The organism is Streptomyces hypolithicus (assembly GCF_052934925.1).
This window is the reverse complement of the sequence record NZ_CM128811.1, coordinates 4,463,061-4,478,120: the sequence shown is the minus strand read 5'-3', so window position 1 is coordinate 4,478,120 and position 15,060 is coordinate 4,463,061. Positions and strand designations below refer to the sequence as shown.

At 71.4% G+C, this 15,060-nt stretch carries 13 protein-coding genes and 1 pseudogene; 8 read left to right on the top strand and 6 right to left on the bottom strand.

The window, feature by feature from the left end; all coding sequences use genetic code 11:
* Positions 1-14 precede the first annotated feature (14 nt).
* Positions 15-1,772, top strand: coding sequence for an NAD+ synthase (locus ACU6WZ_RS21175; RefSeq protein ID WP_447029691.1), 1,758 nt, complete (start codon positions 15-17; stop codon positions 1,770-1,772).
* A 282-nt stretch (positions 1,773-2,054) separates the two neighbouring features.
* On the opposite strand, the gene ACU6WZ_RS21170 is transcribed toward ACU6WZ_RS21175, so the two are convergent.
* Positions 2,055-3,077: an endonuclease/exonuclease/phosphatase family protein gene (locus ACU6WZ_RS21170; RefSeq protein ID WP_447029690.1), complete on the bottom strand. Its 1,023-nt coding sequence runs from the start codon at positions 3,075-3,077 to the stop codon at positions 2,055-2,057.
* Positions 3,078-3,375: 298 nt separating this feature from the next.
* Between ACU6WZ_RS21170 and panB the strand changes: the two genes are divergently transcribed.
* The 3 genes and pseudogenes from panB (at position 3,376) to ACU6WZ_RS21155 (ending at position 6,238) form a co-directional block, all read left to right on the top strand.
* Positions 3,376-4,239 (top strand): 3-methyl-2-oxobutanoate hydroxymethyltransferase, encoded by an 864-nt coding sequence (gene panB / locus ACU6WZ_RS21165; RefSeq protein WP_447029688.1) that lies wholly within the window; start codon positions 3,376-3,378, stop codon positions 4,237-4,239.
* Positions 4,240-4,348: 109 nt separating this feature from the next.
* Positions 4,349-5,399 (top strand): annotated as a pseudogene (locus ACU6WZ_RS21160) (ATP-binding cassette domain-containing protein).
* Positions 5,396-6,238, top strand: coding sequence for an ABC transporter permease (locus ACU6WZ_RS21155; protein WP_447029687.1), 843 nt, complete (start codon positions 5,396-5,398; stop codon positions 6,236-6,238). Before ACU6WZ_RS21160 ends, ACU6WZ_RS21155 begins: the two are co-directional and overlap by 4 nt.
* A gap of 9 nt (positions 6,239-6,247) precedes the next feature.
* Here ACU6WZ_RS21155 and ACU6WZ_RS21150 read toward each other — a convergent pair whose 3' ends face one another.
* Both ACU6WZ_RS21150 and ACU6WZ_RS21145 read right to left on the bottom strand, forming a co-directional pair.
* Positions 6,248-9,670, bottom strand: coding sequence for an AfsR/SARP family transcriptional regulator (locus ACU6WZ_RS21150; RefSeq protein ID WP_447029686.1), 3,423 nt, complete (start codon positions 9,668-9,670; stop codon positions 6,248-6,250).
* Between the two features lie 4 nt (positions 9,671-9,674).
* Entirely contained in the window at positions 9,675-10,211 is a 537-nt protein-coding gene (locus ACU6WZ_RS21145) for a DUF6578 domain-containing protein (protein WP_447029685.1), read from the bottom strand.
* Between the two features lie 96 nt (positions 10,212-10,307).
* Between ACU6WZ_RS21145 and ACU6WZ_RS21140 the strand changes: the two genes are divergently transcribed.
* Entirely contained in the window at positions 10,308-11,105 is a 798-nt protein-coding gene (locus ACU6WZ_RS21140) for a site-2 protease family protein (protein WP_447029684.1), read from the top strand.
* Here the strand turns inward: ACU6WZ_RS21140 and ACU6WZ_RS21135 are convergent.
* Both ACU6WZ_RS21135 and npdG read right to left on the bottom strand, forming a co-directional pair.
* A complete protein-coding gene (locus ACU6WZ_RS21135) occupies positions 11,095-11,334 on the bottom strand; it encodes a hypothetical protein (protein ID WP_447029683.1) in 240 nt (79 codons plus the stop codon). The genes ACU6WZ_RS21140 and ACU6WZ_RS21135 overlap by 11 nt on opposite strands.
* A gap of 42 nt (positions 11,335-11,376) precedes the next feature.
* Positions 11,377-12,087 carry an NADPH-dependent F420 reductase gene (gene npdG / locus ACU6WZ_RS21130; protein WP_447029681.1) on the bottom strand — a complete coding sequence of 237 codons (711 nt, stop codon included), beginning with the start codon at positions 12,085-12,087 and terminating at the stop codon, positions 11,377-11,379.
* A 92-nt stretch (positions 12,088-12,179) separates the two neighbouring features.
* On the opposite strand from npdG, the gene ACU6WZ_RS21125 reads away from it, so the two are divergent.
* Complete coding sequence (locus ACU6WZ_RS21125) at positions 12,180-12,791, top strand: hypothetical protein (RefSeq protein ID WP_447029680.1); 612 nt, start codon at positions 12,180-12,182, stop codon at positions 12,789-12,791.
* Between the two features lie 120 nt (positions 12,792-12,911).
* Here the strand turns inward: ACU6WZ_RS21125 and ACU6WZ_RS21120 are convergent, their stop codons facing one another.
* Positions 12,912-13,148, bottom strand: a complete 237-nt coding sequence (locus ACU6WZ_RS21120; RefSeq protein WP_447029679.1) for a hypothetical protein — start codon at positions 13,146-13,148, stop codon at positions 12,912-12,914.
* 58 nt (positions 13,149-13,206) lie between these two features.
* Here ACU6WZ_RS21120 and map point away from each other — a divergent pair, with 58 nt between their 5' ends.
* The gene (gene map / locus ACU6WZ_RS21115) at positions 13,207-14,064 is read left to right on the top strand and encodes a type I methionyl aminopeptidase (RefSeq protein WP_447029677.1); all 858 of its coding nucleotides are present in this window, start codon (positions 13,207-13,209) and stop codon (positions 14,062-14,064) included.
* A gap of 172 nt (positions 14,065-14,236) precedes the next feature.
* The gene (locus tag ACU6WZ_RS21110) at positions 14,237-14,908 is read left to right on the top strand and encodes a biliverdin-producing heme oxygenase (protein ID WP_447029676.1); all 672 of its coding nucleotides are present in this window, start codon (positions 14,237-14,239) and stop codon (positions 14,906-14,908) included.
* Positions 14,909-15,060 lie beyond the last annotated feature (152 nt).

Here is a 15,060-nt window from a genome sequence, read left to right as displayed (position 1 = left end):
GTTAGGCTGGCGACGTGCCTCAACTACGCCTCGCACTGAATCAGATCGACGCGACCGTCGGCGACCTCGCCGCGAACGCGGAGTCGATCGTCCACTGGACCCGGCACGCCGCCGAGCAGGGCGCCCACCTCGTGGCGTTCCCCGAGATGGCGCTGACCGGCTACCCCGTCGAGGACCTCGCCCTGCGGTCGTCCTTCGTCGAGGCCTCCCGCGACGCCGTGCGGGCGCTCGCGGCACGCCTGGCAGAGGAGGGCTTCGGGGAGATCCCCGTCGTCGTCGGCTATCTCGACCGCTGCGAGAAGGCCCAGCCCCGCTACGGCCAGCCGGCCGGCGCCCCGCAGGACGCCGCCGCCGTGCTGCACCGCGGCAGGGTCGCTCTGTCCTTCGCCAAGCACCACCTGCCCAACTACGGCGTCTTCGACGAGTTCCGGTACTTCGTGCCGGGCGACTCGATGCCCGTCATCCGCGTCCACGGCGTCGATGTGGCCCTCGCCATCTGCGAGGACCTCTGGCAGGACGGCGGCCGCGTCCCGGCGACCCGCGCCGCCGGGGCGGGCCTGCTCGTCTCGATCAACGCCTCGCCGTACGAGGTCCACAAGGACGACAGCCGCCTCGACCTGGTGCGCAAGCGCGCCAGGGAGGCCGGCTGCACCACGGCGTACGTCGCGATGATCGGCGGCCAGGACGAGCTGGTCTACGACGGTGACTCGATCGTCTGCGACAAGGACGGTGAAGTCATCGCGCGCGCCCCGCAGTTCTCGGAAGGCAGCATGCTGGTCGACCTGGACCTGCCGGCCGCCGACCCCGTTCCCCCGTCCGGGACCGTCGCCGACGGTCTGCGCATCGACCACGTCGTCATGTCCGAGGAGCCGGTGGCGGCGTACGAGCCCGAGCTGACCGGCGGGTACGCCGAGCGGCTGGAGGACGAGGAGGAGGTGTACTCGGCGCTGGTCGTGGGCCTGCGCGCGTACACCGCGAAGAACGGTTTCAGCTCCGTCCTGATCGGGCTGTCCGGCGGCATCGACTCGGCGCTCGTCGCGGCGATCGCGTGCGACGCGCTGGGTGCGCAGAACGTGTACGGCGTGTCCATGCCGTCGAAGTACTCCTCGGACCACTCCAGGGGCGACGCGGCCGAACTGGCCCGCAGTACCGGACTGAACTACCGGACCGTCGCGATCGAGCCGATGTTCGACGCGTACATGGGTGCGCTGGATCTGACCGGGCTCGCCGAGGAGAACCTCCAGTCGCGGCTGCGCGGCACGACGCTGATGGCGCTCTCCAACCAGGAGGGTCACATCGTGCTGGCGCCGGGCAACAAGTCCGAGCTGGCGGTGGGGTATTCGACGCTCTACGGCGACTCGGTCGGCGCGTACGGCCCGATCAAGGACGTCTACAAGACATGGATCTTCGCGCTGGCGAGGTGGCGCAACAAGGCGGCCGGGGAGCGCGGCCAGACCCCGCCGATCCCGGAGAACTCAATCTCCAAGCCGCCGAGCGCGGAACTGCGGCCGGGTCAGGTCGACACGGATTCGCTGCCGGACTACGACGTACTGGACCGGATCCTGGAGATGTACGTCGACAACGACCGGGGGCTGGAGTCGATCGTGGCGGAGGGGTTCGACCGTGAACTGGTCGTGAAGACGCTGCGGATGGTGGACACGGCGGAGTACAAGCGGCGGCAGTATCCGCCGGGCACGAAGATCTCCGCGAAGGGTTTCGGCAAGGACCGGCGCCTGCCGATCACCAACCGGTGGCGGGAGTCGCCGGCGTAGCGGGCGGCGCGGGCGGCGCGCTCACGCCTCCGCCCGCTCCTTCGCACGCTCCCGCGCCCGCTCCCCCGCCGACCCCCTCGCCACCAGCCGGGAGCGCGCCGAGCCCGGATCCCGCTCCAGCAGCCCCGCCGTAACGGCGATGCCCCAGGCCCGCCGCCGCCTGGGGCATGGCAGACCTTTTCGTTGACCGGAGGGATTAGGTTCCCGAACGGAACCAAGTCGCGCAGGTCAATTGTTCCGGGAAGTAAACGCGGGATTGCCGCAGGTGTGACAGCGGGCGCGTCACCACTGCACGCGCGCCGCGATCGGCAGATGGTCGCTGCCCGTCTCCGGCAGCGCCCAGGACGACACCGGGTCCACGCCCTTCACCATGATCTGGTCGATCCGCGCCATCGGGAACGCCGCGGGCCAGCTGAAGCCGAAGCCGTCGCCCGCCGCGCCCTGCGTGGAGCGCATCTGGGAGGTGACGGCGTTCAGGGCCCGGTCGTTCATGGTGCCGTTCAGGTCGCCGAGCAGGGCGACCCTGTCCTCCGGCTCGCGGGCGATGGCCTCGCCCAGCGCGTCGGCGCTGTCGTCGCGCTGGCCGGCCGTGAAGCCGGCTTTCACCTTGACCCGTACCGACGGCAGATGAGCGACGTACACCCCGATGTCCCCGTCCGGCGTCGACACCGTCGAGCGCATGGCGCGCGTCCAGCCCATCTTGATGTCGACGGGCCGGGTGCCGGTCATCGGGTACTTGCTCCACAGCCCGACCGTGCCCTGCACGGAGTGGTACTTGTACGTGCCCGACAGGGCGCTCTCGTACGACGGCACTTCGCTCGCCTTGAGCTCCTGCAGCGCGAGTACGTCCGCGCCGGAGGCTGCCAGCTCGCGGGCGGTGCCCGCGGGGTCGGGGTTGTCGGCGTTGACGTTGTGCGAGGCGACGGTGAGGTTGCCGCCGGTGCCCGCCTTGTCGGTGAGCAGGCCGCCGAACAGATTGAGCCAGACGACCGCCGGCAGCAGCAGCGCGACGAGCGCGGTCGCCGAGCGGCGCAGCAGGGCCCCGACGAGGAGGAGCGGCACGGCCAGGCCGAGCCAGGGCAGGAAGGTTTCGGTGAGGCTGCCGAGGTTGCCGATGGCGTTGGGGATCTGCGCGTGCAGGACCATCAGCGCGGTGATCAGGGCCGCGCAGATCGCCAGAAGTACGCCGCGGCGCCAGATGCCCGGGTCCCGGAGCCGGTTTCCGAGGCGGCGCCGGAGCCCGGATCCGGAACGCTCAGAGCCTGAGCTGCCGTTTCCCGCGTCCGTCATGTACGCCTGCGCCATGGAGATGTCCTCACTGCCTTGCTGTGCACACCGCCCCGCCTCAGACCCTAGGGGATGAGCGGTGTCTTTCCCCGCCGCGGATGGACGACGGCCGTACTGCCACGAGGACGACCGGGCGACGCGCCGGGTTCCGCTCCGGGCGCGGCGCGCCGACGCTGTGACGAAACGCGCACAAACCAGCCAGTCGGTGGGCCGGGCTCCGCTTCGCCACTTCCCGCGAGGCCCGTGGGGATGCGACGATGGATGCGGTCCGGGGACGCCGTAAGGGCGCCTCGAGATTTCGAAGGAGCCGTTGGCCATGACGCTTCAGGCTGCCCGCCCGACGCCCACCGACAGCAGCAAGGCGCTGTACGGCGGCACGGGCACTCGCCGCATCACCGTCCACGACATCGCCGCCGCCAAGGAGCGCGGCGAGAAGTGGCCCATGCTCACCGCGTACGACGCGATGACCGCCTCCGTCTTCGACGAGGCCGGCATCCCCGTCATGCTGGTCGGGGACTCGATGGGTAACTGCCACCTCGGTTACGAGACCACCGTGCCCGTCACGATGGACGAGATGACCCTGCTGTCCGCCGCTGTCGTACGGGGCACCCAGCGTGCCCTGATCGTCGGCGACCTCCCCTTCGGCTCGTACCAGGAGGGCCCGGTGCAGGCCCTGCGCAACGCGACTCGGCTGGTCAAGGACGCGGGCGTGGGCGCGGTCAAGCTGGAGGGCGGCGAGCGTTCGCACGCCCAGACCGAGCTGCTGGTGAAGGCCGGCATCCCGGTCATGTCGCACCTGGGACTGACCCCGCAGTCCGTCAACACCATGGGGTACCGGGTCCAGGGCCGCAGCGACGAGGCGGCCCACCAGCTGCTGCGGGACGCTAAGGCGGCGCAGGACGCGGGTGCCTTCGCGGTCGTGCTGGAGCTCGTACCGGCCGAGCTGGCCGCCGAGGTCACGCGCTCGCTGCACATTCCGACCGTCGGCATCGGCGCGGGACCGGACACGGACGCGCAGGTCCTCGTGTGGACCGACATGGCGGGGCTGACCGGCGGCAAGGTGCCGCGCTTCACCAAGCAGTACGCGAACCTGCGGCAGACCCTCGGGGACGCGGCGAAGGCGTTCGCCGGCGATGTCGTCGGCGGGGCGTTCCCGCAGGAGGAGCACTCCTTCCACTGACCACTGCCGCACCCAGAGACAGCCCGCCGACTTCCCCCATCGGCGGGCTGTCGGTGCTTGTGGGCAAGCTGTCGGTGCGTTGTCAGTGGCGGATGCTCTCATAGTCGTCATGAGTCGAATCGAGATGAGCCCCACCGGCGGCGCCGCCAACGCCGTCGAGGTATGGGGACTGGTCAAGCACTACGGCGAGACCAAGGCACTGGACGGCGTCGACCTGGTCGTGAAGGAAGGCACCGTCCTCGGTGTCCTCGGTCCGAACGGCGCCGGCAAGACCACACTCGTGCGCTGCCTGTCCACCCTCGTCCGGCCGGACGCCGGCACGGCCGTCGTGGCCGGGTACGACGTGGTGAAGCAGCCCCGCCAGCTGCGCCGCACGATAGGCTTGACCGGGCAGTACGCCTCGGTGGACGAGAAGCTGGCCGGCTGGGAGAACCTCTACATGATCGGGCGGCTGCTCGATCTGTCCCGCAAGGACGCGCGCGGACGAGTTGCTGGAGCGGTTCTCGCTGACCGAGGCCGCGAAGAAGCCGGTGATGCAGTACTCCGGCGGCATGCGCCGGCGCCTGGATCTGGCCGCTTCGATGATCGGGCACCCTGCCGTGCTCTACCTGGACGAGCCGACGACCGGACTCGACCCGCGCACCCGTAACGAGGTCTGGGACGAGGTGAAGCGGATGGTCGGCGAAGGCGTGACCGTTCTGCTCACCACGCAGTACATGGAGGAGGCCGAGCAGCTCGCCGGCGAGCTGACGGTCATCGACCGCGGCCGCGTCATCGCCGGCGGCAAGGTCGACGAGCTGAAGGCGAAGGTCGGCGGGCGCACCCTGGAGGTCCGCCCGTCCGACCAGGCGCAGCTGACCGCGATGGCCGACGCGCTGAGCGGGGCGGGCCTCGACGGCATCGCCGGCTCGACGGTCGCCGCCGACGAGGGCCTGCTGTATGTACCGATCCTCAGCGACGAGCAGCTGACCGCGGTGGTCGGCCTGCTGGGTGCGCGCGGCTTCGGCATCGCGCACATCGGCACCCATCTGCCCAGCCTGGACGAGGTGTTCCTGGCCATCACGGGCGAGAAGACGAGCGAGTCGGCCAAGGGCAAGACGCCCGCCGACGACGCCGACGACAAGCTCACACCCCACAAGCACGAGGAGGTCGCGGCATGAGCGCGGCGACAGTGACACCGGCGCCGGCGGCGCCGGCGCCCGCGAAGGCGCACGAGGGCGAGGGGCGGATCGGGCTGCGCGCCAATGTGCGGCACGTCGTCGCGCTCGCTCGTCGCAACGCCATGCAGATCAAGCAGGACCCGGAGTCGATGTTCGACGTCCTGTTCATGCCGATCGTCTTCACGCTGCTCTTCGTGTTCGTCTTCGGCGGCGCGGTGGCGGGCCAGGGCAAACAGGCCGAATACGTCAGCTACCTGGTCCCGGGTCTGATGGCGATGATGGGCATGAACGTGTCCATGGCGGTCGGCACCGGCATCAACGAGGACTTCCAGAAGGGGGTCATGGACCGGTTCCGGACGATGCCGATCGCCCGGTCCTCCGTCCTCATAGCGAAGATCGTCGTCGAGGTCGGCCGGATGATGGTCGCCTTCGCGATCCTTCTGGTCGTCGGCTTCGTCCTGGGCCTGTCGGTCGAAACCTCTCCGCTGCACGTGCTGGGTGCGATCGGGCTGTCGCTCCTCTTCGGCGCCTCGCTGATGTGGGTCTTCATCCTGATCGGGCTCACCGTGAAGACGGCGCAGGCCGTGCAGGGCATGGCGATGATCGTGCTGATGCCGCTGCAGTTCGGATCCTCGATCTTCACGCCGCCGTCGACGATGCCGGGCTGGCTCCAGAGCTTCACCGACTACAACCCGCTGTCGAGTCTCGCGGACGCGGCGCGCGGTCTGTTCATCGGCGGCCCCGTCGCCCGTGACGTGTGGATGGTGCTGGCCTGGGCCGCGGTGATCACGCTGGTGACGGCGCCGCTCGCCGTCTCGAAGTTCCGCAAGAAGACCTGACGCCGTCGCTCAGAGACCGAGCAGGGCGGCCGCCTCGTCAAGGGTGAGGTGGCCGCCCTCGGCGTACGCCGCCTCGTACGCGGAGTCGTCCAGGGCGGCGCGGGCCACCGCTTGGGCGTCCGCCCTGGACTCGCGCTCCTGGGTGGCGACGAAGTGGCCCCGAGGCAGCATCGCCTCGTACGCGCCGAGGAACTGGGCAGCGTCGTGGGCGCGGTCGAGGCCGGCCAGGGAGCGGGCCGCCGTCAGCAGGTGGATGGCCGGCATCTGCGGGGCGACCATCATGGACAGCGGCTCGCGGGAGCGCTCCAGTGCCTGGCGGGCCCCGCCGAGCGCTTCGTCGTAGCGCCCGTCGAGGTTGTCCATCCAGGCGAGCAGGCCGAGGACGAACCCTTCGAAAAGGGCGAGGTTCGACTGGTTGAAGGCGGCGCGCATCAGTGTCAGCTGCTCGCGTCCCTCGTCCGTGCGGCCGGTGCGGCCGAGCCACATCGCGAGATACATGCGGGCGGCGGGCTCCGACTCATGCCGGCCCTGCTCGCCCTCTTCGACCTTGGCGAGGATCTCCCGCAGCATGGCTTCCGCCGTCTCGCCCTCCCCCGTCTCGGCCAACACGCCGGCGAGCCGGGTCCGCAGCAAGGACACCTGCGTGCGCGCCCCGAGCCGCTCCGCGTGACCGATCGCAGCGCGGAAGTCCCGGGCGGCAAGAGCGAATTCACCTCTGCGCTCGCGTGCCTCACCGCGTGCGGCCAGCGCCTCGGCGGCGCCGTACGCGTCGCCGAGCCGGGTGAAGATCTCCAGGCTCTCGTCGGCGTCGCGGCTCGCGTCGCCCGCCCACTCGGGCCGGTTGGCGAGGATGTTGGCCCGCAGCTGGAGGGCGCCGGCCAGCTCCCAGGTGTAACCGAACTCCCGGCAGGCGTCGACGGTCTGGTCCAGGACCGCCTTCAGCCGGCCGGGACTGCCGGTCAGCATGATCGCGTAGAACCACAGCGTGCCGGGGACACGGCAGGTCTGCGGGAGACCGGGCCGGTAGACGTCCACGACACGGCGCAGCCAGGCTTCGGCGTCCTCGGTGGTCCACTCGTCGAGTTCGTGGTTCATGCTCGCCAGGTGGAGCAGCCACGCTCCGCGCCTGGCCTCCAGCAGCTGCTCGGGTGCCATGGGCGGCGGCGCGTCCGTACACCGCTCGTGCAGGGCGGGAGCGGGGGCGGCGGGCGGGGCGAAGGGGTCGGGGCCGAGCCGGGCCGCGGCCAGGGACCAGTGGCGGGCCTCGCTGCGCAGGTCGCGGAACGTCCAGTACCAGGCGAGGGAGTGGACGAGGCACAGTGCCTCGTGCTCGTCGCCGGCGGCCACGGCCCGGCGCAGGGCGGTGCGCAGGTTCTCGTACTCCACCTGGAGGCGGCTGACGCAGGCGAGCTGGTGGCGGCCGCGGAGCAGGGGTTCGGCGTGGCGGGCGAGCTCACGGAAATGGACGAGGTGGCGGCGTTCGGCGTCGGGGCGTCGGCCGGCCTCGTCGAGGCGTTCGGCGGCGTACTCGGCGACGGTTTCGAGGAGGCGGTAGCGCATGCCGCCGCCCTCGTCGTCGTTTCCCGCGGGCGTCGAAGGGGCCGCGACGACCAGGGACTTGTCGACCAGTGAGCCGAGCAGGTCCAGCGCGTCGGGGCCGCACACCGCTTCGGCGGCGACGAGGTCGCAGCCGCCGGCGAAGACGGACAGGGCACCCAGGGCCGCCCGTTCGTCCTCGTCCAGCAGGTCCCACGACCAGTCGACGACCGCGCGCAGGGTCTGCTGCCTCGGCAGTACGGTGCGGCTGCCGCCGGTCAGGAGCCGGAACCGGTCGTCGAGGCGGTCCGCGATCTGGCGCGGGGTGAGCATCCGCAGCCGGGCGGCGGCCAGTTCGATGGCCAGCGGCAGGCCGTCGAGGCGCCGGCAGATCTCGGCGGCAGCGGCGGAGTCGTCGTCGGTGCGGAAGCCGGGCTTCGCGGCGGCGCCGCGGTCGGCGAACAGGCGCAGCGCCATGGGGTCGGGCAGCGGTTCCACCGGGCGGACGATCTCGCCGGGCACGCCGAGGGGTTCTCGGCTGGTGGCCAGTACCGTCACACCGGGACAGTGGGCCAGCAGTTCCTCGGCGAGGCGGGCGGCGGCGTCGACGACGTGCTCGCAGTTGTCGAGCAGGAGAAGCATCCGGCGGCGGCCGCAGTGCTCGACGAGACGGGCCGTGGGCTCGTCGCCGTGGCGGTCCGCGGCGGCGCGCAGCTCCTCGGCGCCGGCGCCGCGCAGCACGGTCTCGCGCGCGCCGAGGGCGGCGAGCACGGCCTCGGGGACGGTGTCGGGGTCGTCGACGGGGGCGAGCTCGGCCAGCCATACGCCGTCGCGCCAGGGCGGGTCGGCGGCGTCGCCGGTCGCGCCGGACGGTTGCGCTCCGGCCCGGTTGGCCGCCTCGGCCGCCTCCTGGGACAGCCGGGTCTTGCCCGCACCGCCGGGCCCGAGGAGGGTGACGAGCCGGGCCCGCGCGAGGTCGCCCCGGATCGCCTCGATGTCGGCCTCCCTGCCGACGAAGGACGTCAGCCGGGCGCGCATGTTGCCGGGGGCGGCGTTCCGCTCCCCCGCCCGCCCCCTTCCCGGAACCGAGGGCGGACCCCCGGTCCCCCGACGATGGCCGGTGTGCGTCGTACCGGGCGCGGGCGATGCCTGGCGGTCCTCGCCAGGGGGCCGGTCCGCCGGGGCGAGCAGTTCGGCGTGCAGGGCACGCAGTTCGGGTGACGGGTCGGCGCCCAGGCGGGCCGCCAGGTCGCGACGCAGTGCGTCGTACGCCGCCAGGGCCTGCGCCCTTTGGCCCGTGTCCCGCAGGGCGCGCAGCCGCAGCGCCTGGAGCTGTTCGTCGATGGGGTGTTCGTCACAGAGCGCGGCCAATTCCGGCAGCACCTCTTCGGCCCGCCCGAGGGCCGACAGCGCGGTCAGTCGGCACCGGCGGGCCGCGTGGCGGCGGGCGCTCCACCTGGCGGCTTCGGCCGTACGGTCCGGGAGGCCGGCCAGGGCCGGGCCGTGCCACAGGCCGAGCGCCTCGTCCAGCAGGGCCGCCGCCTTGCCCGGATCACCGTCGTCCAGGGCCCGGGCGCCCTCCGTCGCGAGCCGTTCGAAGCGGTACAGGTCGACGTCCTCCGAGCCGGCGCGCAGCCGGTAGCCGCCGTCCTCGGACGCGACCGCGGCGTGCCCGAGCGCCCGGCGCAGACGGGCGACCAGGGCCTGGAGCGCGGCGGTCGCGTCGGCAGGCGGGTCGTCGCCCCACACTTCGGCGGTGAGGACCCCGAACGGCACCGTACGTCCGGGCCGCAGCGCCAGCACCGTGAGCAGCGCACGCAGCCGCGGCCCGCCGACGGCGACGGGGGTCCCGTCGTCACGGAGTGCCTGGGTCGGTCCGAGGATTCGGTAGCGCACGGGCCTATTGTCCGGGACGCGCGGACGCCGGGCCGCCGGGCGCCTCCAGTTCGACCAGGACCCCGGTCTCGTCGCGCCGGTAGCCGCGGCCCCCACGGTCCGGCCTCGTCTCGTCGCCGAACCACTTGGGGCAGGTGTCGACCGGCCGCAGCCACCGTTCGCCCGCCACCACCTCGTACGTGCGCGAGCCGGTGCGCGTCGCGGCGTACCCCTCGGTGACGACCTGGATGGAACGGACCGTTCCGACGGTCTCCGGTACGTCGCTCGGGCCCGGCCCGTGCGTCTCCACCGCGAGAAGCCCGACCGCGCGCGCCCCGGCGCCGGTGCCGGACCCGGCCCAGAGCGCAGTGATCCCCGGACCGCTCACGAGCCCTGCCCCCGACTGCTCCAGCTCGCTGAAACAGTCTTTCCACGACGCCGGGTCGGCCCCGTCCTCCGTCAGCCTCAGCGCCAATCGCCACCGCACCTCGTCACCCACCGAGAACGGTTTGCCGCAGCATTCCATCTGCCAGCCGTCGTACTTGATGCTCCAGAGCGCCATGAATCCAGCTTTGCCGGAACTACCGTTGCCGCGCGAGACGTTTTCATAGTCCCGGCTCGACGCACCGCTCTCTCCCCCACACCTGGAGCCCCGCGCATGACCACCGCCATCACCCGCCGCGACCGGCGGATCAGTCCCGTCTTCCTCGGGATCGTCGCCGTCATGGCGGTCTCCGGGTGGGCGGTGTGGACGGAGTTCTCGGCGAGTACCGGGTTCGCCGTCTTCCTCTTCGTCACGGCCGCGTGGATCGTCTCGCTGTGTCTGCACGAGTACGCCCACGCCCGCACCGCCCTGCACAGCGGCGACATCTCCATCAGCGAGAAGGGGTATCTGACTCTCAATCCACTCAAGTACACACACGCACTGCTCAGCATCGTGCTGCCGGTGCTGTTCGTGATCATGGGTGGTATCGGTCTGCCGGGCGGTGCCGTCTTCATCGAGCGCCACCGCATCCGGGGCCGTCTCAAGCACAGCCTGATCTCCGCGGCGGGACCGCTGACGAACGTGCTGTTCGCGATCGTGTGCACGGCGCCGTTCTGGCTGGGGGCGCTGGACGGCGTCCCCGATGTGTTCCGGTACGCGCTCGGGTTCCTCGCCCTGCTCCAGGTGACCGCCGCGATCCTGAACTTCCTGCCGGTGCCGGGCCTCGACGGTTACGGCGTGATCGAGCCCTGGCTCTCGCACGGAATCCGCCGCCAGGTCGAGCCGCTCGCCCCGTTCGGGCTGCTGCTCGTCTTCGCGGTGCTGTGGATTCCCGCCGTCAACCACGTCTTCTTCGACGCGGTCGACGCGCTGCTGCGGGGGCTGGGCGTCACCGAGCTGGACACCTACCTGGGGCAGGGCTTCTACCGCTTCTGGCAGGGCGATCCGCAGGTGCCGTTGATCAGCGGGTGACCGGGGCCTCGCGCTCAGCCTTCGCCTTGCGCAGGTAGTACCAGGCCATGTTGGAGGCGACCCCTGCCAGCAGGATCCACACGATCCCGAGCCAGCTGCCCTGGACGAAGGACACCACCGCCGCGGCCGCGGCCAGGACGCAGACGACGAGGGCGTACAGAGCGAGGCGGGGCATGGGGGTCGGCTCCTGGGGTGCGGGGCGGGATACTTCCCGTCCAGTGTCCACCATGCCCGGATCCTGCTTGTACGCCGGTCGGCCGGTGCGCGTCGGTCAGCGGTGCACGTCGGTCACGCGCAGCCCCGCGTGCGCCTTGTAGCGGCGGTTCACCGAGATCAGGTTGGCGACCAGCGACTCCACCTGGTGCGCGTTACGCAGCCGCCCGGCGAAGACGCCCCGCATCCCGGGGATGCGCTCCGCCAGAGCCTGCACGATGTCCGTGTCCGCGCGGGTCTCACCCAGCACCATCACATCGGTGTCGATCTCCTCGACCGCCGGGTCCTGGAGGAGCACCGCCGACAGGTGGTGGAAGGCGGCGGTCACCCGCGAGCCGGGCAGCAGGGCGGCGGCCTGCTCGGCCGCGCTGCCCTCCTCCGGCTTCAGGGCGTACGCGCCCTTCTTGTCGAAGCCGAGAGGGTTCACGCAGTCGACGACGAGCTTGCCGCTCAGCTCCTCACCCAGCCCTTCGAGCGTCTTGGCGTGCCCGTCCCACGGCACGGCGACGATCACGATGTCGCTGCGGCGCGCGCACTGCGCGTTGTCCACACCCTCCACGCCGAGGCCCAGCTCGTCGGCGGCGGCCCGCGCGCGCTCGGCGGCACGCGAGCCGATGATCACCTTCTGGCCGGCCCTGGCCAGGCGGTACGCGAGCCCGCGCCCCTGGTCGCCGGTCCCGCCGAGTACGCCCACGACCAGGCCGGACACGTCCGGGAGGTCCCACGGGTCCTTGGGCGCGGGCTTCTGTGCGTTGTCAGTCGAAGTCATGGGCCGACACTACTTGCTGGTAGCGCGCTCGTCCGGGTGAGACGTGTGCATTCGCGGGCGGGGAGCGAGGCCGTACGGCAGGATGCCGGGCCATGGATGCCGTACGTGTCGCCCTGCTCCGTGAAGTCCTCGACGGCACCGAGTGGTTGCCCGCCACACGGCGGTTCGCCGGGGTGCTGAGGTCGTCCGTCGTGCCGCACGGCGGCGGGCTGCTGCTGGTGGGCACTCGGGCGTACGAGCCGTGGCACCTGGCCGCGCATCTCGTCGACGAGGCCGCCTGGTCCGGGCTCGCGGAGCTGAACCCCACGCTCGTACGCCACCGGGTGCGGCCCGGGGAGCCGGCGCACCTGTCGGTGGGGCTGGAACGGATCGAGGCGGTGCGGCGCGGCGAGACGCTGCTGGTCGTGGCGCCGGAGCGGCCGGGGGCGGAGCTGCTGGAGCGGGTGTGCGGAGCGCGGCGGGCCGGGGCGAGAGTGCTGTCGCTGGACGGTGAGGACGGCGAGAACGGGGAGGTGCGGACGCTGGCGCACGAGGCGCTGTCCGTACCGGTGGGCGGGGACGTGGACATGGACACGGTGCAGCACCTGGTGAGCGCCGCGGCCGGGGAGAACAGCCTGCCGGTGCCTCGGGGGCGGCGACGGTTCCGGGACCGGGTGTCGCGGCTGGCCGATCAGCTGACGGCGCCGCCGCCGGGGCGGTGGTGACCGGCGTGTCCTCCAAGCCGGAGGGGCTGGATGGTGCCGATTGCGGCCCACTTCAGCCCCTCCGGCCTTCGGAGGAGCGGGGTCCGGGGCAGAGCCCCCGTAAGACGCCCGGTAAGCCGGTCAGGCGGCGTCCCCGTCCGGCCGCGTTCCGTCCCGGTCGTGCCAGTTCGGGTCCGTGTCCCACTGGAGGTTGCGGTCCGCCGCGGTCTCCATCGCGTGCTGCGCCTCCTGGCGGGTCGCGTAGGGGCCGAAGCGGTCCTTCGCCGGGCACTCGGGGCCTTCCTCGACCTTCTTGTGCTCCAGGCAGTAGAACCATTCGCCCGGCTTTCCGACCGTGCGCTTCTTGAACAGGGCCATCGTCGGCTCCTTCCTCTGTCGCCATGCTGCCCGATCACGGCTGGATACACTCGCTGGTATGTCTGGCCAGTCACTGCTCGTACCAGGGGAGCTCTCTCCCACCCGTTCCGTCCCCGGCAATGTCCGGCGGCCCGAGTACGTCGGGAAGCCGTCTCCCACGCCGTACACCGGCCCGGAAGTCCAGGACGCCGACACCATCGAGCGGATGCGCGTCGCGGGCCGCATCGGCGCTCAGGCGATGGCGGAGGCCGCGAAGCACATCTCCCCGGGGGTGACCACCGACGAGCTGGACCGGGTCGCCCACGATTTCATGATCGACCATGGTGCCTACCCCTCTACCCTCGGGTACCGCGGTTACCCCAAGTCGTTGTGCAGCTCCGTCAACGAAGTCATCTGCCACGGCATCCCGGACTCCACCGTGCTCCGGGACGGCGACATCGTGAACCTCGACGTCACGGCGTACATCAACGGTGTGCACGGCGACAACAACGCCACCTACCTGTGCGGTGACGTCGACGAGGAGTCGCGGCTGCTCGTGGAGCGGACCCGCGAGTCGCTGGCGCGCGCGATCAAGGCGGTCAGGCCGGGCCGACAGGTCAATGTCATCGGGCGCGTCATCGAGTCGTACGCCAAGCGGTTCGGCTACGGCGTGGTGCGGGACTTCACGGGGCATGGGATCAACTCGTCGTTCCACTCCGGGCTGATCATTCCGCACTACGACAGCCCGCACGCGACGACCGTGATGCAGCCCGGCATGACGTTCACCATCGAGCCGATGCTCACACTCGGCACACACGAGTACGACATGTGGGACGACGGCTGGACGGTCGTGACCAAGGACCGCAAGCGGACGGCCCAGTTCGAGCACACGCTGGTCGTCACCGAGACCGGTGCGGAGATTCTCACTCTCCCGTAAACAAGTCCACGGCACCGGGTTTTTACCGACAGGTCGTCGGGAACCAATTGACTTAGGCACACCTAAGTACGAAGATCGGCGTGGTGGCGGCGGCACGCGCTGCTCGTCACGTCACCGCACCGGCTCTTCGTTTCCCGCCCCGCCCCGTCCCCTCGGCCCCCGGAGGCCCGCCTTGGACGTCACCGCCACAGCCGCCGCAACGCCCTTCTCCACGCTGATCCGCGTCGCGTCGCACGAGCAGCACACCGAGGCGGAGACCTCCACTTTCATGAGCGACCTGCTCGGCGGGAAGCTCTCCGTGGACGCGTACGCCCGCTACACGGAGCAGCTGTGGTTCGTCTACCGGGCGCTGGAGGACGCGGCCGAGTCACTGAAGGACGATCCGGTGGCCGGCCCGTTCATCCGGCCCGAGCTGATGCGCACCGCCGAGCTGGAGCGCGACCTGGCCCATCTGCGGGGCGGGAACTGGCGCGAGGGGGTCGAGCCGCTGCCCGCCACGGCGGCGTACGCCGGGCGCGTCACCGAGTGCGCGCGCAGCTGGCCGGCCGGGTACGTGGCGCACCACTACACGCGCTATCTCGGCGACCTGTCGGGCGGCCAGATCATCCGTGACAGGGCGGAGAAGGCCTGGGGCTTCGCACGCAAGGGCGACGGCGTGCGCTTCTACGTCTTCGAGTCGATCGCCAACCCGGCTGCTTTCAAGCGCAGTTACCGCGAGCTGCTGGACCAGGTGAACGCGGACGACCTGGAGAAGCAGCGCATCATCGACGAGTGCAAGCGCGCCTTCGACTTCAACGGTGCGGTCTTCCGGGAGCTGGGCGGGGAGTTCCCACTCAGCGCGTAGTGGTCGCGCGCCTCAAGCGGCAGACGGGGCGTGGGGCGAAGCGGGCCCGGCCGCCGACTTCGATCGCGTGGTCGGGGGCGGGCGTGAGAGCGGAATCACTGGGGGCGTGGGTGGTGGCGAGATAAGCCTCGGCTAAGTTAGGTCCGCCTCAC

Bases quoted from the DNA above. Each gene is read 5' to 3' on its own strand.
- ACU6WZ_RS21140 (WP_447029684.1), top strand. From the start codon at position 10,308: ATGACCACCGCCATCACCCGCCGCGACCGGCGGATCAGTCCCGTCTTC.
- ACU6WZ_RS21120 (WP_447029679.1), bottom strand. From the start codon at position 13,148: ATGGCCCTGTTCAAGAAGCGCACGGTCGGAAAGCCGGGCGAATGGTTC.
- panB (WP_447029688.1), top strand. From the start codon at position 3,376: ATGACGCTTCAGGCTGCCCGCCCGACGCCCACCGACAGCAGCAAGGCG.
- ACU6WZ_RS21125 (WP_447029680.1), top strand. From the start codon at position 12,180: ATGGATGCCGTACGTGTCGCCCTGCTCCGTGAAGTCCTCGACGGCACC.
- ACU6WZ_RS21145 (WP_447029685.1), bottom strand. From the start codon at position 10,211: ATGGCGCTCTGGAGCATCAAGTACGACGGCTGGCAGATGGAATGCTGC.
- ACU6WZ_RS21170 (WP_447029690.1), bottom strand. From the start codon at position 3,077: ATGGCGCAGGCGTACATGACGGACGCGGGAAACGGCAGCTCAGGCTCT.
- ACU6WZ_RS21155 (WP_447029687.1), top strand. From the start codon at position 5,396: ATGAGCGCGGCGACAGTGACACCGGCGCCGGCGGCGCCGGCGCCCGCG.
- ACU6WZ_RS21135 (WP_447029683.1), bottom strand. From the start codon at position 11,334: ATGGTGGACACTGGACGGGAAGTATCCCGCCCCGCACCCCAGGAGCCG.
- npdG (WP_447029681.1), bottom strand. From the start codon at position 12,087: ATGACTTCGACTGACAACGCACAGAAGCCCGCGCCCAAGGACCCGTGG.
- map (WP_447029677.1), top strand. From the start codon at position 13,207: ATGTCTGGCCAGTCACTGCTCGTACCAGGGGAGCTCTCTCCCACCCGT.